The 19,222-nt window shown below is 36.0% G+C and carries 17 protein-coding genes; 14 read left to right on the top strand and 3 right to left on the bottom strand.

Features of this window, described 5'->3' with window-relative positions:
• Positions 1-426: 426 nt before the first annotated feature.
• The 3 genes from proC (at position 427) to holA (ending at position 4,786) form a co-directional block, all read left to right on the top strand.
• On the top strand, positions 427-1,263 hold the full coding sequence (proC, locus tag ACPLOV_RS09900; protein ID WP_424908361.1) for a pyrroline-5-carboxylate reductase: 837 nt from the start codon (positions 427-429) through the stop codon (positions 1,261-1,263).
• A gap of 141 nt (positions 1,264-1,404) precedes the next feature.
• The gene (locus ACPLOV_RS09895; RefSeq protein ID WP_424911093.1) at positions 1,405-3,765 is read left to right on the top strand and encodes a DNA internalization-related competence protein ComEC/Rec2; all 2,361 of its coding nucleotides are present in this window, start codon (positions 1,405-1,407) and stop codon (positions 3,763-3,765) included.
• Between the two features lie 67 nt (positions 3,766-3,832).
• Complete coding sequence (holA, locus tag ACPLOV_RS09890) at positions 3,833-4,786, top strand: DNA polymerase III subunit delta (protein WP_424911092.1); 954 nt, start codon at positions 3,833-3,835, stop codon at positions 4,784-4,786.
• Positions 4,787-4,793: 7 nt separating this feature from the next.
• Here the strand turns inward: holA and ACPLOV_RS09885 are convergent, their stop codons facing one another.
• The 3 genes from ACPLOV_RS09885 to rpsT all read right to left on the bottom strand — a co-directional run bounded on the left by ACPLOV_RS09885 (position 4,794) and on the right by rpsT (position 6,684).
• A complete protein-coding gene (locus ACPLOV_RS09885; RefSeq protein ID WP_424911091.1) occupies positions 4,794-5,660 on the bottom strand; it encodes a polymer-forming cytoskeletal protein in 867 nt (288 codons plus the stop codon).
• Between the two features lie 155 nt (positions 5,661-5,815).
• A complete protein-coding gene (locus ACPLOV_RS09880) occupies positions 5,816-6,295 on the bottom strand; it encodes a hypothetical protein (RefSeq protein ID WP_424908357.1) in 480 nt (159 codons plus the stop codon).
• 116 nt (positions 6,296-6,411) lie between these two features.
• On the bottom strand, positions 6,412-6,684 hold the full coding sequence (gene rpsT, locus ACPLOV_RS09875) for a 30S ribosomal protein S20 (RefSeq protein ID WP_068748855.1): 273 nt from the start codon (positions 6,682-6,684) through the stop codon (positions 6,412-6,414).
• Between the two features lie 152 nt (positions 6,685-6,836).
• Here rpsT and ACPLOV_RS09870 point away from each other — a divergent pair, with 152 nt between their 5' ends.
• The 11 genes from ACPLOV_RS09870 (at position 6,837) to dnaJ (ending at position 19,220) form a co-directional block, all read left to right on the top strand.
• The gene (locus tag ACPLOV_RS09870) at positions 6,837-7,163 is read left to right on the top strand and encodes a phage holin family protein (RefSeq protein WP_068748856.1); all 327 of its coding nucleotides are present in this window, start codon (positions 6,837-6,839) and stop codon (positions 7,161-7,163) included.
• A 12-nt stretch (positions 7,164-7,175) separates the two neighbouring features.
• Positions 7,176-8,147, top strand: coding sequence for a GPR endopeptidase (gene gpr, locus ACPLOV_RS09865; protein ID WP_424911096.1), 972 nt, complete (start codon positions 7,176-7,178; stop codon positions 8,145-8,147).
• Between the two features lie 60 nt (positions 8,148-8,207).
• On the top strand, positions 8,208-9,422 hold the full coding sequence (spoIIP, locus tag ACPLOV_RS09860) for a stage II sporulation protein P (RefSeq protein ID WP_424908356.1): 1,215 nt from the start codon (positions 8,208-8,210) through the stop codon (positions 9,420-9,422).
• Between the two features lie 67 nt (positions 9,423-9,489).
• On the top strand, positions 9,490-9,870 hold the full coding sequence (locus tag ACPLOV_RS09855) for a hypothetical protein (protein ID WP_424908355.1): 381 nt from the start codon (positions 9,490-9,492) through the stop codon (positions 9,868-9,870).
• A 17-nt stretch (positions 9,871-9,887) separates the two neighbouring features.
• Positions 9,888-11,690: a translation elongation factor 4 gene (lepA, locus tag ACPLOV_RS09850; RefSeq protein ID WP_424911090.1), complete on the top strand. Its 1,803-nt coding sequence runs from the start codon at positions 9,888-9,890 to the stop codon at positions 11,688-11,690.
• 4 nt (positions 11,691-11,694) lie between these two features.
• The gene (gene hemW, locus ACPLOV_RS09845) at positions 11,695-12,831 is read left to right on the top strand and encodes a radical SAM family heme chaperone HemW (protein ID WP_424908353.1); all 1,137 of its coding nucleotides are present in this window, start codon (positions 11,695-11,697) and stop codon (positions 12,829-12,831) included.
• A 92-nt stretch (positions 12,832-12,923) separates the two neighbouring features.
• On the top strand, positions 12,924-13,955 hold the full coding sequence (hrcA, locus tag ACPLOV_RS09840; protein WP_424911089.1) for a heat-inducible transcriptional repressor HrcA: 1,032 nt from the start codon (positions 12,924-12,926) through the stop codon (positions 13,953-13,955).
• A 50-nt stretch (positions 13,956-14,005) separates the two neighbouring features.
• Positions 14,006-15,559: a TCP-1/cpn60 chaperonin family protein gene (locus tag ACPLOV_RS09835; RefSeq protein WP_424911095.1), complete on the top strand. Its 1,554-nt coding sequence runs from the start codon at positions 14,006-14,008 to the stop codon at positions 15,557-15,559.
• 16 nt (positions 15,560-15,575) lie between these two features.
• Positions 15,576-16,127 (top strand): nucleotide exchange factor GrpE, encoded by a 552-nt coding sequence (grpE, locus tag ACPLOV_RS09830; protein ID WP_424908351.1) that lies wholly within the window; start codon positions 15,576-15,578, stop codon positions 16,125-16,127.
• A 17-nt stretch (positions 16,128-16,144) separates the two neighbouring features.
• On the top strand, positions 16,145-18,016 hold the full coding sequence (gene dnaK, locus ACPLOV_RS09825) for a molecular chaperone DnaK (RefSeq protein WP_424908350.1): 1,872 nt from the start codon (positions 16,145-16,147) through the stop codon (positions 18,014-18,016).
• A 46-nt stretch (positions 18,017-18,062) separates the two neighbouring features.
• Positions 18,063-19,220, top strand: a complete 1,158-nt coding sequence (dnaJ, locus tag ACPLOV_RS09820) for a molecular chaperone DnaJ (protein ID WP_424908349.1) — start codon at positions 18,063-18,065, stop codon at positions 19,218-19,220.
• The last annotated feature ends 2 nt before the right edge of the window (positions 19,221-19,222 follow it).

The raw sequence follows: 19,222 nt of genomic DNA, 5'->3' as shown, positions 1-19,222 counted from the left end.
AGAGGTTGTAATTAACAGTACTTGTACTTTCTGGAAAATTATATCATAACTTCAGAATAGTTTTAATTAATTTCTTGACAGAAAATTAAAAACAACATATAATTTTTAGTAATATATTAAAGCAATGAAGGGTGTAAAAGGAATTCCCCGGTGAAAAGAGAGGGAAACTCATGGGCTGAAAGGTTTCCTGCACCGGTTTCCCGATCCCGACCCTGAGCAGCTGGCGATGAGCTCAGCCGGTGTTCCTTACCGTTAAAAAAGGAGGGTATTTCCCCAGCTGCTGGGGCGTACCTCAAATGAGCGGGCTGTTTGTAAAATCCTTATTTTTTGCAAACAGTCAATCAAAGGTGGTACCGCGGAGAGAACCTTCCGTCCTTTTTACGACGGAAGGTTTTTTTATTCATCATTTTCAAGGGGGAATTAAAAATGGATAGTAAAAAACTGGGTTTTTTTGGAGCCGGTTCAATGGCTCAAGCCTTAATTAAAGGAATATTAGGAGCATTGACTTTTCCGCCGGAAGGGATATATGTTACAAATAAAAATAACGAAGAAAGGCTAAAATTTATTGAAAAAAATTTTTCTGTCAGGACTACACGAGATTACCAGGCTCTATTAAAAGAGTGTGATGTAATTATTATTGCTGTAAAACCCAAGGATATTAATGAGCTGTTATGTAATATAAAGAATTATATAACCGAGGATCATCTGGTTATTTCCGTAGTTGCCGGCGTCACCACTTCAATGATAGAAAAGTTAGTGGGAAAAAATATAAGGGTTATAAGGGCGATGCCCAATACCTCATGTCAGGTAAAGGAATCGGCCACAGCGATTGCCGCCGGAAGATATGTGAAGCCTGAGGATGAAGAGGAAGCCTTTAGAATATTTTCTTCGGTAGGTAAAGTGGTGAAAGTTGATGAACAATGGATGGATGCGGTTACTGCACTTTCGGGAAGCGGACCGGCGTATGTATATCTTATGATTGAAGCCTTAACCGAAGCCGGCGTAAAAGCAGGTTTACCTAATGAAATTGCATTAAATCTATCAATTCAAACGGTTTTTGGGGCTGCAAAAATGGTGGTAGAGACCGGGGAAATGCCGGAAAACTTGCGTAAAAAAGTAATGTCCCCGGGAGGCACCACTGTAGCCGCAATAGAAACTTTAAAGAAAATGGGTTTTGGGGACTCAATTATTCAGGCTGTAAAAAATGCAGCTCATCGTTCAAAAGAACTTATGAAGGAAAGGGAAAATTACAATGGTAATTAAAAGTTACAAATAACTCCAATAATTCCTATGGATTATTAGAAATAAATTCATTAATAATTATTAGCTTGTAGCTAAATCTTAAATTTAATGCTAATATTATATTGTTATAAGGGATAAATTGAAAAAAAGGGCTGATAAAATTTGAATAGATATTTTCTCAATGTTACAATTGCAACGATTACAGGATATTTAACGGCTTATTTTCTCCCCGATGCCGGGAGATTTTTTTATTATTTTGCAACAATCTTTATTTTAATTTCCCTTTTTCTTTTGTTTTATTATTTGAACAGCAGAAAATATAATCAGATTATATTGATAGCTGCCATTTTTTTATTAAGCCTTTTGTATTTTCATTTTTATGAATTAAAGATGCAAAATGATTTTATTAATTACAATGGTCAAGAATTGGAATTAATAGGATATATAAAGGATTTTCCCGAAATTAAAAATGAGGAAGTGATTTATTCTATAAATACTCTATATATAAAAAAAGATAATACATATAAAAGGATAAAAGGTATTATTAGGCTTAAAACCGTAGACAATAAAAACATTTTCAACTACGGTGATGTTTTGAGGTTTAAAGGGAAGATAAGAATTCCAAAAGAAAGAACCAATCCCGGAAGCGTTGATTATAAAGCAGTGATGTTACAAAAAGGAATTTTTGCCACGCTTTTTTCCCGGGAAATAGAAAAAATAGGTGAGTATAATGAAGGTTTATTAAGGACTTATATTTATAAAGTTGCTTATAATTTAAGGGAACATTATCGGAAGGTATTACAAAATAATTTAGATTTAAAATTTTCTTCATTGATGATGAGTGTGATTTTTGGTATAAAATCAAATGTGGATTCGGAGTTGCTCAAGGAAATGGGAGAAGGGGGCATTATACACGTTCTTGCTGCTTCGGGGCTTAATGTAGGGATAATTTATACCGCTTTCTATAGCTTGCTGAATTTTTTTAAAATTAAAAGTTCTATTAAAGCCTGTATTTCTTTATTTATAGTGTTTATTTATGCCCTTGCAGCAAATTTTTCTCCTCCGGTTTTCAGGGCATTTATTATGCTTCTAATTATAGTTTTGGGAAATATTATAAACAGAAAATCAGATCCGTTAAATAACTTATCATTTGCAGCTTTTTTAGTATTAATTTTTAACCCTTTGTTATTATTTTCCATTAGCTTTCAATTTTCTTTTTTGGCCACCCTGGGTTTAATCTTATTTTACGGTTATTTTAAGAGGATGTTTTCTTTCTTGCCGGATTTTTTAAATGCAACTTTTTCTACTACCCTTTCCGCACAAATATTGTTAATACCTTTTTTGATATACTATTTTCACTATTTGTCCTTAGCGAGTATTTTTACAAATATTATAATTGTTCCTATTATAAGTTTTTGTTTAATAATCGGTCTGATCTCGGGAATAAATATATTCCCCATTTTTAATTCATTTTTATTAAAGTTGAGCGGATTGCTTTTAAAATATTCCTTGATGTTTAACAGTATTGTAATTAAATTTCCTTATGCAGTGGTGCCCGTAGAGGATAAAGGTCTTTTACCATTAATACTGTATTACCTTATTATTGCGATGCTGTTTGATTTTCCTAAAAAAATGTTAAGTAAGGGAAATTATAATGTAGATTATTACAGGAAATTTAAAATAACAACCCTAATTTTTAGTATTATTCTAATTATTTTTGTATATTTTCAAAAAGGTCCTCTTGAAGTAACTTTTCTCGACGTTGGTCAGGGGGATTCCTGTATTATAAAAACTGAAGATAATAGAGCGTTTATAATAGATGGTGGAGGAACACCGCGGTATTTAACTGGAGATTTTGATACCGGGGAAGATATTTTGGACCCTTTTTTAAAAAGTAAGGGTTTAAATAATATTGAAGCGGTAATAATAAGTCATTTCGATGATGATCATGCTAAGGGGCTTTTATATATACTAAAAAATTATAAGGTTAATTATCTGCTTTACGGTGTAAAAAGTAGTGCAATGCTGTATGACGAAATTATGAAAATTGCTTTAAAGAAAAATATTAAAGTAATGAGCATAGCCGAAGGGGACGAATTTAAATACAGAAATATAAAGTTTGAAGTCCTGAATCCTTTAAAAAAATACGACTTTAAAGATGAAAATGATGCATCTATTGTACTAAAAATGGATTATAAAGGTTTCAAAATATTATTTACCGGTGATTTGAGTGTAGAGGGAGAAAAACTGCTTTTACAGCAAAAAGCCGATTTAAAAGCCAATGTATTAAAAGTAGGACATCACGGCAGTAAGACTTCCAGTTCCCAAGAGTTTGTTAAAGCGGTAAGCCCTCAGTTTGCAGTGATCTCCGTAGGGGAAAATAATTTTGGGCATCCTTCGGAAGATGTGCTTAATTTATTAAAAAAACAGAAAATTTCTATCTTAAGGACCGATGAATACGGAGCTATTACCTTTAAAATTTTTGATAATAGAGTACATATAGGAACAATGAGAGATGAATAAAGATTTACATTAAATTATGCGAAAGCTAAAATATAAATCGGGGGTGGTTTCAATTTCAAAGGATTCGATGAATAAAAATATTTTTTTACTTTACGGTAGTGAAGGATTATTAATTGAGGAAGCGGTGGAAAAAATTAAAAAAAAGTATTTAAAGGGTGGTTCTGAAGAAATGGACTTTATTAAATTCGATGGAGAAGAGATTAATAGTTCGGATATTATAGATTCATGTCTTGTAGTTCCTTTCATGAGTGAAAAAAGGGTTGTGCTTGTTAAAAATGCAAGCTTTTTAAGTGATTCTAAAAGCAGCAAAAAAATTGGGGAAGAGAAGCTTGCTAATTTTATTGAAAAGGATTTTCCCGAATATGCATGCCTTATTTTAACCTGCGAGAAAGTTGATAAGAGGAAAAAAATATACAGGACAATAGAAAAAATAGGGTTTATAAAGGAATATAAAATAAATAATCAAAAAGAAAAAATTCAATGGATAAAGAAAAGGGCAATTCTTTACAATAAAAATCTGGATGAAACAGCTGCAGCATATTTAGCATATTATACCGGGGATTTATACCAAACGGAAAACGAGATAAAAAAAATTGTTTTTTCTTTTGACGAGAATAAAGTAATAAAAGCAGAGGAGATTGAAGAAATAATTTCCAAAAATGATGAAACAAATATTTTCGAACTTATTGACTGCATAATGGAAAATAAAAAAAATTTAGCTCTCTCAAAGTTGACAGAGCTTTTTAAAAAAGGAGAGAAAGGAATATTAGTTTTGCACATGATTTCGAAACATTTGATTAATTTATTCTGTATAAAGATTGCAGGTGAAGAGGTAGAAAAAATAGGTGAAAAATTGGGCTTACATCCCTTTGTATTTAAAAAGCTTAAAAACCAGGCCAATAATTTTTCTATTGAGAAGTTAAAATACGCCTTAAATTTATGCGAACAATTGGATTTTGAAATAAAAAAGGGAAGGATTGATGATAAAATGGGGCTCGAGATTTTTATAAGTCGATTGTAATTTTTTCCTACTCAGGTATCCTTTTGGTGCCGAATCTGGTTTTTATTACTAAACCTATGGATAGTAAAAATACGAATAGGTTCATTAAAAAGCCTGCTATTGGGACAAACTGGAGAAGCCAGATTACTAACGCACCAAAGATAAATTCGACAAACAAATTTTTATTTGCTCTTATATATTCGTTAATTTTTCTTCCTAAGAAAATGCAAATTCCTATATAACCGAAAAAGTATGCTGTTGAAATAAATATAATTACCATCGGAATTAGCGGTATTCCAATAATTGAAAGAACTAAAAGAAAGATTACTATCGGAGTGATAATCAATCCTGCAAGACCTAACAGAAAATTATAACCTATGCTCTTATCTACGGATTCAACAATATTGCCGAGAATGTTTGGGAAAAAAGCAAGTACAATAATTCCAAGAGTTAAAAGTCCTAAAAGGCGCATAATTTTGAAGAAAAATAGTTGATTGGTATAAAAACTGCCTGCGAATCCGGGTCCAAAATAAATGTTATTTTTGTGTAAATTTCTAAAAATTTCGTTGATGCTATTACCCAGGCTTATTTCATTTGTGTTACCTAAAACCGTGCCCGTTGGTTCAATTGTAACCTTACCGCCTATTGCTACTGCATCCCCATCTACTCGGCCTCTTACCACAACATCGCCCATTATTGCAACAGCGTCTTTTAAAACCTTTCCTTCTACAATTACATTACCCATTATCGAAACTGCACTGCCGTAAATTACTTCATCGTTTTTAATATACAAATCTTTACCAATGTTTACCCTGTCGTTGCTGTTAGCAAAAACTATTGAAGGTATAGTAAAAATAAAAATTAACAATATAAAGAATAAGGATTTAAATTTCATATTTTTTCCTCCTCTAAATTGGTATTATTATTATATCGTTAAACATTATTAATAACAACAAAATTATTATTATTTGGAAGATGACAGAGAGAAAAAAAATACCGCTTTTTTAAGCGGCAAATTAATATTAATAAACTATATAAAAAGGTTAGATTTTAATACCAGGGTTGCTGCTGCTGTTTGGCTGGAGGGACTTCCTTGGCTGTATGCTGGCCGTACTCTTGATTATAGGCCTGCTGCCTGTATTCATTGAAGTTTTGCCTTGCAGGAGGAACTTCCTGAGCCTTATAATAGGGTGCTTGATACTGGGTGCCCTGGTATTGGGTTGCGTATTGCTGCGGGGTGCTCATCTGCATTACCAGATCCCTGGTTAAACTGTTTAGTTGTTGCAGCTGCTTTACCATATCGTTGAACATTCTCTGCATCTGATTTAGCTGATCAGTGGCCTGTTGTTCAGCTCTCTGTATTTGCTGTAACCTTTGGGCGACAGTTTGTTCCTCGCTGACTATCTGAGCAAGCTGGGAAACGTGGGAACTTTCCATGCGCTGGAGGTTATTTACAAGCTGGGAGAAATTGTTAATATTATTCTGTAAATTCTGAAGCTGACTCTGAATCTGATTTACCCTGTTATCCATAAAAAACACCTCCAGATAATTTATTTATTTTATTTTATTTTCATTATTAGGATTACCTGAGAACATCTTTTTTAAGCTGGAAATAAAAAACGCGTAAGACATATCTTACGCGTTTTTTAAATTGCAATATTTTGTTCCTTTAACCTTCTGTAAAGGCTGGATTTTTTTCTTGCAGCGGCGTTCTTATGTATAACGCCTTTTGCTGCAGCTTTATCTAAAGCCTTTATAGCATTTTTAAGGGCGATTTTTATTGTTTCTGCGTCTTTTGATTTTAATGCTTCGTTGAATTTTTTGACGGCAGTTTTTATACTGGCTTTTACAATTCGATTACGAATGGTTCTTTTAATTGCTTGGCGAAGCTTCTTTTTTGCAGATGCAGTATTTGGCAATTTTTCACCCCCTTGAAAGCACTAAACCTATTTTATCATTTCAAAAATTAAATTGCAAGAGAAAAGACCTTTTAAATTAGTATATTTAATATTCTTATAGGTTATTATATAAAAAGAAATTAAAAAATAAAGCTAAAGAGGTGAAAATACAAATGATAGGTATGATAATTAGGTTTATAGTTTCGGCTCTGGTGCTGATGCTGGTAAGTTTTCTAATACCCGGATTTCAGGTGGCCGGGTTTACTGGAGCTCTTATTGCGGCAATTGTAATAGCAATTCTGGGATTTATCGTGGAAAGCTTACTCGGCAAATCCGTTTCGCCTCAGAGCAGAGGAATAGTAGGGTTTATTACCGCTGCAGTGGTTATTTACCTTGCACAGTTTATCGTGCCTTCCATGAGGGTAACGTGGTGGGGAGCTTTGCTTGCTTCCTTGGTAATAGGTATAATTGATGCCTTTGTGCCTACTGAATTAAGGTAGGAGGGATGAAAAATAAATATTCGCACCGATTTGGCAATTGAAGCCCGGGAGATGGTGGGTAAAGGAGAGGTTCCCGGGGTTTTGTTTGAAAAAGAGGGAACATTAAGTTTAAGGATAAGCAGGGTAAAGGTATTAAATGAAGAGGGAAAAAAAGCTATTGGCAAGCCCATTGGTACTTATATAACTATTGAGACTGATGGTATCAGGAATAAGGAGCAAAAATTTATCAGGAGAATATGTGAAGCCATTGCCAGAGAAATAAACAAAATGCTAAACATTTCTATTAATTCTACTGTTCTCGTTATAGGTCTTGGGAACTGGAATGTTACACCGGATTCCTTAGGACCAAAGGTTATTGAAAAAATATTCGTCACAAAGCATCTTATAGAATATATGCCTGAAAGTTACAACCCCGAAGAAGGGATAAGGCCGGTATGTGCACTTTCGCCCGGTGTGCTGGGTATAACAGGCATAGAAACAGGAGAAATTATAATGGGGGTTGTAAACAGGGTAAAGCCATCCGCTCTCATAGTTATAGACGCCCTTGCCTCCAGAAGCCTTGAGAGAATAGGAGCAAGTATTCAGATATCCGATACGGGGATTCACCCTGGATCCGGGGTTGGAAACAAAAGGATGGGAATAACAAAAGAAATTATAGGAATACCGGTTATTGCTATTGGAGTGCCGACGGTAGTCGATGCAGCCACCATTGCCAATGATACTTTGGAAAAAGTTTTTAACTCCATTGAGCGCGAAATTAAACCCGGGACGGAGTTATTCAAACTCGTGACAAATCTTAGCAGAGAAGAAAAATATGAAATGATAAAAGAGGTTTTATCACCTTATGTGGGAGAGCTTGTAGTAACTCCGAAAGAAATAGATTCTTTGATTGAAGATGCTGCCCTTGTATTGGCTCACGGAATAAATTTAGCCCTGCATCCCGGAATTAAATATGAAGATTTAAATAATTTATTGATACATTGAGGCAAAAAAAGCCTCATTTTTTTTTATCTTTGTGAATATCTTTAATCGGAGGGTGATTTGATGCAGGGCATAAAGGTGATAAAAATTAGAAGAATTACTGTTAAAATACTTTTATTAATTTGTTTTTTATTTTTAATAACAAATTTAGGTTTTTTAATTTATAAGAAGGCCTTTTTGCAAGAAACCATTACTGCTTTTAACGAACAAAGACAAATTCAAGTATTTGAGTACATAAAAGCCTTTGACAACAGATTTTTTGAATTCATTTTTTCTCAGACGATTCCGAGTTACGAAGTTTTAATTGAAAAAGCCCAAATGGATAATACAACAGGAAATAGAAGTAATACATCAATTACGGGGAGTATTTTAAAACTTGCATTAAATATTAATTCGTTTTCAGGGAAGGATATAATTAACTATCAAATGCCCATTTTAGGGCAGATCCGTTTGGAGGCTGCATCCACACCGGGAGTTGAAATTGACGGCAACTCAGAAAATGAAAATAGTCCCTCGCTGGAACAAATCCCCGAAAATGAGCATGAACCGGAAAATGAAGAAAATGAAAGTCTTCCTCCTCCTGAAGTGGAGCCCGAACAAATTGAAGAAGTTGTACCGGTAAAAGGGGCACCTATTGTTCTTATTTATCACACCCATACCACCGAATCCTACATGCCGTCAAAGGCTTACAATTATAAACCCAGGGATAAAGCCTATCACTCGGATGATTTGAATTTTACGGTGGTAAAGGTAGGAGAGATTTTAAAAAAGGAATTGGAAAATTACGGAATAAAGGTTTTACACGATAAAACAGTCCATGATGTACCTACATATATGTATTCCTATTCCAATTCTTTAAATACCGTACAGGGATTATTAAAAAAATATCCTACTCTTCAGATTCTTATAGATCTACACAGGGATGCTCCCTACTCCGATCCTGATAAGTCCAGGGAATTGACTACTGTTAAGATAAACGGAAAACTTTATTCCAGAATTATGCTGGTGGTAGGGACGGATAAAATGTTTCCGCATCCAAACTGGAAAGAAAACTATAAATTTGCATTGCTGATTCAAGAAAAAATGGAAGAGCTTTTTCCCGGGCTCGGAAGAGATATAGATTTGAGGGAACAGCGATTCAATCAACATCTTTCTAAAAAGGCCATTCTTGTAGAGATTGGAAGTCATGGAAATACAATGGAAGAATCCATAGAATCGGCTAAGGCTTTTGCCAAAGTTCTGAATGAAGTGATAAAATCCCTTTCAAAGAAATCGTAACAAAAAAGAATAATTACTACCACCCGATGAAAAAATAATAAAAAATTTAAGAATGCGGGTGGTATAAATGTATGATGATGTCAAATTGATAGTTGTAATATTTCTTATTTCGTTAATTTTATTTTTACGTTTTGCTGAAAAAGGCGTTATGGAAATAATGGGTGTACATTTTGATCCTAGGATTTTTGATTTTAAGGTAGAGGATAGTGGAATATATAAAATAGAAGTGTTAGGCGAAAATTTTGTACTTACAAAAAATATAAAAATTTTTGATATAACTGTTGAAAATAAAAATATTGTTATCAAAAGAGGCAATAAGGAATACTCCTTTTCCCCCTTGATAAAAGTGTATGAAATAGAAAATGCTACGGAGATTTTTAGCAGGTTGATAAAAAAAATAAGTGAATGTATAATTAAACTAACTGCTGCGATAAATCATTTCAAATAAATGAGGGAGGAAAATGGATGCCGATACCCCAGGAGAGGATTAGAAATTTTTGTATAATTGCTCATATAGATCATGGTAAATCCACCTTGGCGGATAGATTATTGGAATTTACCGGGACCATTTCTCAAAGGGAAATGAAAGAACAGGTACTGGACAGAATGGATATTGAAAGAGAAAGAGGAATTACCATTAAGGCTCAGGCAGTAAGAATGATTTACAAAGCTGACGATGGGCTTGAGTACCTTTTAAATCTTATAGATACCCCCGGGCACGTGGATTTTAATTATGAAGTATCCAGGAGCCTTGCTGCCTGCGAAGGTGCTCTCCTGGTTGTGGATGCAACGCAGGGAATAGAGGCTCAAACCCTTGCCAATACTTATCTTGCTTTGGAGCACAATCTGGAAATTATCCCGGTTATTAACAAAATAGATTTGCCCAGTGCTCATCCTGAAGAGGTGAAGAAAGAGATTGAGGAAGTAATTGGACTTTTAGCAGACGATGCCTTATTAATTTCCGCAAAGGAAGGAATAGGAATAAAAGAGGTATTAGAGGCCGTAGTTAAGAAGATCCCGGCACCAAAAGGTTCTGAAGATGATCCTTTGAGGGCTCTTATTTTTGATTCCCTCTACGATTCTTATAAAGGTGCTATTGCATTTGTAAGGGTTATGGAGGGTTCGATTAAGCCGGGTCAAACTATAAAGATGATGTCTACCGGGAAAACCTTTCTGGTGACAGAAGTGGGTATATTCAGTCCAGATATGGAAACTACCGATTGCCTGAGAGCCGGCGAAGTCGGTTATGTGGTGGCAGGCATAAAAAACGTTAAGGATACCCGGGTGGGAGACACCATTACGGATGCTGAGAGACCTGCGCAAAATCCCCTTCCGGGTTACAAAAAAGCTGTGCCTATGGTTTTTTCAGGAATGTATCCTGCTGATGGGGAAGATTATGAGAAATTGAAAGAAGCTTTAGAGAAGCTTCAGTTGAATGATGCGGCATTGTATTTTGAACCCGAGACCTCTGCAGCCTTAGGGTTTGGCTTCAGGTGCGGCTTTTTGGGTTTGCTTCACATGGAAATAATTCAAGAACGGCTGGAGCGCGAATACGATATAAACATGATCACTACTGCTCCAAGCGTTGTGTATAAAATAAAAAAGACCGATGGGGAGGAAATTATGGTGGACAATCCCACCAATTTTCCGGATCCCTCAAAAATAGAGTACATTGAGGAACCCTTTGTGGAAGCTCAAATTATGCTTCCTACCGAATACGTAGGCTCGGTAATGGAACTATGCCAGGATAAGCGTGGAATTTTTAAAGATATGCAATATATTAATGAGAAAAGAGTAATTTTAAGATATCATATGCCCCTGCTGGAGATTATTTATGATTTTTTTGACCAGTTAAAATCAAGAACTCGAGGATATGCATCTTTAGATTACGAATTTATCGGGTATTTCAAATCGGATTTATGTAAAGTGGATATTCTGGTTAACGGTGAAATAGTAGATGCTCTGTCCTTTATAGTGCATAAGGATAAAGCGTATTACAGGGCAAGGCAAATAGTAGAAAAATTGAAGGAAGTCATCCCAAGACAACTTTTTGAGATTCCAATTCAAGCTGCAATTGGTGGAAGAATAATTGCGAGAGAAACAATTAAAGCTTTAAGGAAAAATGTTCTTGCGAAGTGTTATGGCGGTGACGTAACGAGAAAGAAAAAATTATTGGAGAAGCAAAAAGAAGGTAAAAAGCGGATGAGGCAGTTTGGGAAGGTAGAACTTCCTCAAGAAGCCTTTATGTCCGTATTAAAGATGGGGTAAAGTTATGCAATTAAAGGATGTTTCTGTTTACATTCATATACCTTTTTGTATAAAAAAATGTTTTTACTGCGATTTTAATTCTTATTCTAATTTTGATTTATTGGATGACTATTTAAATGCTCTTTTTTATGAGATAGAACGATATAAAGATTTAAAAAGACCTGTAAGAACTTTATACATTGGTGGCGGGACTCCGACAGTTTTAAATGAAAAAAAATTATACCTGTTAATAGACACCCTGTATAAAAATTTTTGCATAAATAACGGTGTAGAATTTACTGTAGAAGCAAATCCCGAAACCCTCACAAAAAATAAAATTATGGTTTTAAAAAAAATGGGAGTAAACAGGCTGAGCATTGGTTTACAGGCTTATGATGATAAGCTATTGAAAGTCCTCGGGAGGATTCATGATGTAAAAAGATTCGAAAAAGCCTATTTTGAAGCAAGGGAAGCTGGTTTTGAAAATATTAATGTAGATTTAATTTTCGGTATTCCCGGTCAAACAAAAGATAATTTTGAAAAAGAATTGAAAAAGTTGATAAAGTTAAAACCTTCCCACATATCCTGCTACAGCCTCACCCTGGAAGAAGGGACAGTTCTTCATTTAATGAAGCAAAAAGGATTGCTGGAATTACCCGATGAAGATGAAGAAAGATATATGTATTATAAGGCTAAGGAAATACTTGAAAATGAAGGTTATATCCACTATGAAATATCCAATTTTGCAAAGCCGGGAAAAGAATGTAAACACAATATAACTTACTGGAAGTGCGAGGAATATCTGGGCTTCGGAGCGGGAGCCCATTCTTTTATTGGAAATTTAAGGTTCAGCAATCATAAAGGAATAAAGGAATATATTGAAAGCATATTTAATAAGAATTTGAGAAGGTATGAGGAGATTTATGTCCTTAACCAAAAGGATAAAATGCAGGAGTTTGTGTTTATGGGACTTCGAATGATTGAAGGGATTTCAAAAAATGAATTTAAAAAACGATTTTGTAAACAGATTAATGATATTTATGGTACAAAAATCATTGAGCTGAAGGAAAAAGGATTAATTTATGAGGATGAAGAAAAGATTAAACTAACCCTCAAGGGGCTTGACCTTGCCAATCTTGTTTTCATGGAATTTATAGATTAGCCTTATCTTGACAAAGAAAATTGAGAGTGCTATTTTTTAAAGTAGGATTTTAGCACTCTCACTATGAGAGTGCTAAAAAAGAGGTGTTTATGATGCTGGATGAAAGGAAAATAAAAATTCTAAGAGCCATAATAGATGATTATATAGCAACCGCAGAGCCGGTGGGGTCCAGGACAATAGCGAGAAAATACAGAATGGGTATCAGCCCGGCAACTATAAGAAATGAGATGGCGGATTTAGAAGAACTCGGTTATATTTCCCAGCCTTATACTTCTGCAGGAAGAATACCTTCCGATAAAGGTTATAGGTTTTACGTTGATTTCCTAATGAATTGCAAAAAGCTCGATGAAAAGGATATTTTCATAATAAATCAACTGCTGAAAAAAAGGATAAGGGAGTTAGAAGACTTTATTGAAGATACCAGCAAAACAATTTCAAACCTTACCAATTATACCGCTTTAATTTTAGGACCGGAATTAAACAACAGTTTTTTGAAACATATTGAAATAATAAAAATCGAAAATAAAAAAGGTCTTGTGGTAATTATTACTAACCTGGGAAATGTGGTACATCAAATTATTGATATCCCCGACGGGTTCAAAGATAATGAACTTACCAGGATAAGCAATTTGTTAAACACTTTTTTAAAATATAAAACCATAGATGAAATTACTCCCGAACTTATGGAAAATGTAAAGCACGAAATAATTGAACATGAAGAAGTCATATGCATTTTAATGAACATTTTAATTGAAACTTTAAGTCAATTCAGAGAAGGCGGAAAGGTATACTATTTTGGCAGCTCTAAAATGCTGGATTTTCCTGAATTCAGGGATTTAGATAAAGCGAGGAGCTTTCTTTCTTTATTAGAAGAGGAAGACCTTATCTCAAATATTCTGAAATCCATCACAAAACCTAATAAAATTTCTATCAGCATAGGCAATGAAAACCCCTGGAAGGAACTTCAGGATTACAGCATTATTACTACCAATTTTTCCATAGATAATAATAATCTTTATATTTTAGGGGTTCTTGGACCTACAAGGATGGATTATTCAAGGGTGGTAACAATATTAAAGGAACTGGTGGAATCGTTAAAAGAGAGAGTTAACAATATTCTTTAACAGATAGGGAGGTATTAATTTTGACTTACAAAAACAACGGCGGTCAGGAAATGGACGAAAGATTTGCTGCCTATATTACAAATGCTAATGCGGTAAGAGCGGTTGCATCGGCAGTGGAAGGCACTATCGGTCCAAAGGGACTGGATATAATGCTTGTGGATAGGTTTGGAGAAGTTACGATCACTAACGATGGAGTTACAATTTTAAAGTTAATGGATATAAATCATCCTGCGGCAAAAATGCTTATTAATATAGCTAAAGCCCAGCAAGAGGAAGTGGGGGATGGTACCACTACTGCCACAATAATGGCGGGAACTCTTGTCACTGAAGGGGTAAACCAAATTATTCGAGGAGTTCCTGTAGCCAGGGTGATAGAAGGAATAAAATACGGAATAAAAAAGGCTCAAGAAATTATGAAAACGAAAGCAATTCCCGTTAAAGGTATTAACGATGAAAATCTAAGGAAAATAGCATATATTGCTGGAAGGGAACACGACGATATTGCTGATTTGGTTTTTGAGGCTGCAAAGCTGATAGGAGAGGAAAAGTTAAAGGAGAAGAATTTTAGGCTAAGAGATATAATAATCGCCAAAGCTGGAGCTGAGAATGAGGTCTTCTTAGGTCTAATAATAGATAAAGAAAAATTGAATAAACAGATGCCGAAAGAAGTACACGGGGCAAAAATTTTACTAATAGATGATGCATTGGAACCCGAACATATTGAGGAAGAAGCCCTCGGTACAGAGGCGGGTTTTGCAAGGTATATGGAATTGAGGGAAGAATTTAAGAGAAATATTGAAAAGATTGTGGAATTGGGAGTTAATGTAGTTTTTGTTGGTAAAAATATCAGCGACAATGCAGAAGAATTGTTTGTCGATAAAGGAATACTGGCTGTGGACAGAGTGTCCAGCAGAGATTTAGAAAAAATTGCAGAACATACCGGGGCAAGGATGATTAAGCGATCGGGTCTTAAAAAGTCTAAAGAAGAGATACAAAACTACATAGGATTTGCAGAAAAAGTTTACGAAGACGAAAAGTTAGAACATATAAGGATTGTGGGCGGAAATGGGAAAAGAATGGCCACTATACTGGTGGGGGCTGCGACCTCAGAAATAGTCGGCGAAAGGGAAAGAATAGCAAAGGATGCAGCCTCTTCGCTTCAGGCCGCAATTAAGGGCGGTATTGTGGCTGGAGGTGGTGCGGTTGAAATCGCAGTTGCCCGGGAGCTGGAGAGAGAAAAGGAAAGACTGAAAGGAATGGCTTCTTATGGCATTGATTGTGTAATTTCTGCTTTAAAAAGACCCCTTGGACAAATTGTATATAATGCGGGATTTAATCCCCTCGAAAAAGTAGAGGAGGTAATATATACCCAGGCAGAAAAAAATATGGATTCCATTGGTGTAAATTGTGATTCCGGTGAACTTTCGGATATGATGGAACTGGGAGTGCTTGATCCTGCAGCGGTCAAACTTCATGCTATAAAAGCTGCAGGAGAAATTGCGGAGGCCATTCTTCGCATTGATACTATTATTAAAAAGAAGGACGAAGATATGGGAAGGGCAAATGTAGATTCATCTCAAGGGATTAAAGATTTAGATTTTTAGAAAGAAGGTGGCATTGGTGGAAGAGAGGGAAGAAAAGGAAACCATAGATGCCAGGGATTCCGAGGAGACTAAGGAAAAAAATGCAGATGTACAAATTCAAGATGAAAAAGAAAATTTACTTAATCAATTAGAAGAAAAAGAAAAAATAATTCAAGATTATAAAGAAAGATGGCTCAGGGCGCTGGCGGATTATGATAACTTTAGAAAAAGAATGGAAAAAGAAATAAAAGAAGTCAATTTATATGCGGGAGAACAGCTAATAAAGGATATTCTCCCTATTCTTGATAATTTTGAAAGGGCTTTAAAGTCTGCTGAAAATGATTTAAATTCTACCATTGAAGGAATAAAATTGATCTACAATCAATTAAAAAATCTTCTTTCAAAATACGGTGTTGCCGAGATAGAAGCAGAGGGTAAACCTTTTGATCCTTATTACCATGAAGCCGTCATGCAGGTACAGAATCCCGAGTATGACGACAATATAGTTTTGGAAGTTCTTCAAAAAGGTTACACCTTTCACTCAAGGGTAATTAGACCGTGTCTTGTAAAGGTAGTAAAAAATAATTAAATCCGGAGGTGGCATAAATGGGTAGAATAATTGGTATCGACCTTGGAACTACTAACTCTGTAGCTGCTTACATGGAGGGAGGGCAGCCCGTAGTAATCCCGAATGCGGAAGGATCAAGGCTTACACCTTCAGCTGTTGCCTTTACAAAAGATGGTCAAAGATTAGTGGGGCAACTGGCAAAGCGTCAGGCAATTTTGAATCCCGAAAGGACCATACTTTCCATAAAAAGACATATGGGAACCGATTATAAAGTTCACATAGATGGTAAGGCGTATACCCCGCAGGAAATTTCTGCAATGATTTTGCAGAAAATAAAACAGGACGCTGAAAGTTATCTCGGAGAAAAGATTACTCAAGCAGTAATAACGGTACCGGCTTATTTTACCGACAGCCAGAGGCAGGCGACGAAAGATGCGGGAAGGATCGCAGGACTTGAGGTATTAAGAATTATAAACGAGCCTACGGCTGCAGCGTTAGCTTATGGCCTTGATAAAGGCGAGGACCAAATTATTCTTGTATTTGACTTAGGCGGTGGCACCTTTGATGTTTCTATTTTGGAACTGGGCGATGGGGTATTTGAAGTTAAAGCTACCAGCGGAAACAACAGGCTGGGCGGAGATGATTTTGACCAGAGAATAATTGATTATATAGCCAATGAGTTTTATAAAGAACACGGTATTGACCTGAGAAAGGACAGAATGGCCCTTCAAAGATTGAAGGAAGCTGCTGAAAAGGCAAAGATTGAACTTTCAAGCATGCTTGAAACTACAATTAGCTTGCCGTTCATTACGGCAGATGCTTCCGGTCCGAAGCACATAGAAATGACATTAACACGGGCAAAATTTGAAGAATTAACAAGGGATCTGGTAGAAGCTACCATGGGACCGACCCAGCAAGCTTTAAAGGATGCAGGACTTACCCCCCAGGACATCGATAAGGTTATACTCGTTGGTGGTTCTACAAGAATTCCGGCAGTTCAGGAGGCTATACGGAGATTTATAGGTAAGGAGCCCTGCAAGGGAGTAAATCCCGATGAAGTTGTTGCTATGGGCGCAGCTATACAAGCGGGTGTCCTTGCGGGTGAAGTAAAGGATATAGTCTTACTTGATGTTACTCCTCTTTCCCTGGGTATTGAAACCCTTGGTGGAGTATTTACGAAAATTATTGAAAGAAATACCACCATTCCGGTATCCAAAAGTCAAATCTTTACCACCGCTGCCGATGGTCAAACAACTGTGGATATCCACGTACTCCAAGGGGAAAGGCCAATGGCTGCCGACAATGTAACCTTGGGGAGGTTCCAGCTTACGGGTATTCCGCCTGCTCCTCGAGGAGTTCCCAGAATAGAGGTAAAATTCGATATTGATGTAAACGGCATTGTTCACGTTTCTGCAAAAGATTTAGGGACGGGTAAGGAACAAAAAATTACCATTACTTCTACTACAAATCTGAAAGAGGAAGAAATTCAAAGAATGATAAAAGATGCGGAAAGGTTCGCGGAGGAAGATAGAAAGAGAAAGGAAAAGGTTGAGGCCAAAAACCATGCTGATTCACTGATTTATCAATCGGAGAAAATGTTAAACGATTTGAAGGATAAAATAAGTAATGAAGAAAGAGAAAAGATACAAAAAGAAATTGAAAATGTAAAAAAAGCTATAGAAAGTGACGATATTGATAAAATAAGAAAGGCTACCGATGACCTTACCAAGGCATTTTACGATATTTCTTCAAGACTGTACAGTCAGGCAGATTCACAAACTCAAACAGGAACGGGTACGAATGCCGGTGGTAGCACCAATTTTGGTTTTGGCGCTGCTAATGATAATAAAAAGGATGAAAAAATATTTGATGCAGACTACAAATTTGTAAATGATGATGAAAAAAAATAAAAAAGTCAGCCCTTATTAAGGGCTGACTTTTATTGGAGTGATGATTTTGACTAAGAGGGATTATTACGAAATACTCGGAGTTTCCAGGGACGCAACGGAAGAGGAAATTAAAAAAGCATATAGAAAGCTGGCGCGGCAGTATCATCCGGATGTGAATAAAAGTGAAGATGCCCAGGAGAAGTTCAAAGAAATTAATGAAGCTTACGAAGTGTTAAGTAATCCGGAAAAAAGAGCTCTTTATGATAAATTTGGTCATGCGGGAGTCGATCCAAACTCTGCAGGAGGGTTTGGCCAGGATTTTCATCAAGGTAATTTTGATTTTGGCGATTTTAGAGGTTTTGATTTTGGCAGCGACATTTTTGGAGATATTTTTGAAAGCTTTTTCGGAGGAATGGGCAGAAGGGAAAACAAAGGGCCTATTAAAGGAGCGGATGTAAGGTACGATCTGGAAATTACTTTAGAGGAAGCTGCTTTTGGTGCTGAAAAAGAAATAGAGATAATCCGGACTGAGACCTGCGGAAAATGCGGTGGAACCGGTGCAAAAGGAAATTCCCTTAGAAACTGCCCCGTATGTAATGGCACCGGTCAAATAAGACAGGAAAAAATGACTCCTTTTGGAAGGTATATTAATATTACTACCTGTTCAAGATGTGGAGGGAGTGGTAAAATAATCGAAGAACCCTGCAACGTATGTGGGGGCAGGGGCTATACCAGGGTACCGAGAAAGGTCAAGATAAAGATTCCCCAGGGAGTAGATACGGGAGCCAAACTGCGAATAAGTGGAGAAGGTGAACCCGGCATTAGAGGCGGCCCGCCGGGAGATTTATATGTAGTAATTCACGTAAAACCGCACAAACTCTTCGTAAGACAGGGGGATGACCTTATATACGAAACATACATTTCTTTTGTTCAAGCGGCCCTGGGAGACGAAATTGAGATTCCTACGTTGAATGGAAAGGTAAAATTAAGAATACCGGAAGGGACCCAGCCGGATACCAGATTCAGAATTAAAGGGGAAGGAATGCCGCGTTTAAAGGGGTATTCAAGAGGCGATCTTCACGTGAAGGTAAATGTGGTTATTCCCAAGAAGTTAAACGAAAAACAAAAAGAACTTTTAAGAAAATTTGCAGAAATAAGCGGAGAAGAACTTGCGAAACATCAAAAAAGTTTCTTTGATAAAATGAAAGACGCTTTTGGTGTTTAATG

Source organism: Thermovenabulum sp. (genome assembly GCF_049723235.1).
Lineage (GTDB): Bacteria > Bacillota > Thermosediminibacteria > Thermosediminibacterales > Thermosediminibacteraceae > Thermovenabulum.
The sequence above is the reverse complement of the archived record's forward strand: the minus strand, read 5'-3'. Positions and strand labels throughout refer to the sequence as shown.

Excerpts from the sequence above, each read along its gene's own strand:
- ACPLOV_RS09855 (WP_424908355.1), top strand. The coding sequence starts at position 9,490 with ATGTATGATGATGTCAAATTGATAGTTGTAATATTTCTTATTTCGTTA.
- spoIIP (WP_424908356.1), top strand. The coding sequence starts at position 8,208 with ATGCAGGGCATAAAGGTGATAAAAATTAGAAGAATTACTGTTAAAATA.
- proC (WP_424908361.1), top strand. The coding sequence starts at position 427 with ATGGATAGTAAAAAACTGGGTTTTTTTGGAGCCGGTTCAATGGCTCAA.
- ACPLOV_RS09835 (WP_424911095.1), top strand. The coding sequence starts at position 14,006 with ATGGACGAAAGATTTGCTGCCTATATTACAAATGCTAATGCGGTAAGA.
- ACPLOV_RS09885 (WP_424911091.1), bottom strand. The coding sequence starts at position 5,660 with ATGAAATTTAAATCCTTATTCTTTATATTGTTAATTTTTATTTTTACT.
- ACPLOV_RS09880 (WP_424908357.1), bottom strand. The coding sequence starts at position 6,295 with ATGGATAACAGGGTAAATCAGATTCAGAGTCAGCTTCAGAATTTACAG.
- lepA (WP_424911090.1), top strand. The coding sequence starts at position 9,888 with ATGCCGATACCCCAGGAGAGGATTAGAAATTTTTGTATAATTGCTCAT.
- dnaK (WP_424908350.1), top strand. The coding sequence starts at position 16,145 with ATGGGTAGAATAATTGGTATCGACCTTGGAACTACTAACTCTGTAGCT.
- hemW (WP_424908353.1), top strand. The coding sequence starts at position 11,695 with ATGCAATTAAAGGATGTTTCTGTTTACATTCATATACCTTTTTGTATA.
- hrcA (WP_424911089.1), top strand. The coding sequence starts at position 12,924 with ATGCTGGATGAAAGGAAAATAAAAATTCTAAGAGCCATAATAGATGAT.
- holA (WP_424911092.1), top strand. The coding sequence starts at position 3,833 with ATGAATAAAAATATTTTTTTACTTTACGGTAGTGAAGGATTATTAATT.
- ACPLOV_RS09870 (WP_068748856.1), top strand. The coding sequence starts at position 6,837 with ATGATAGGTATGATAATTAGGTTTATAGTTTCGGCTCTGGTGCTGATG.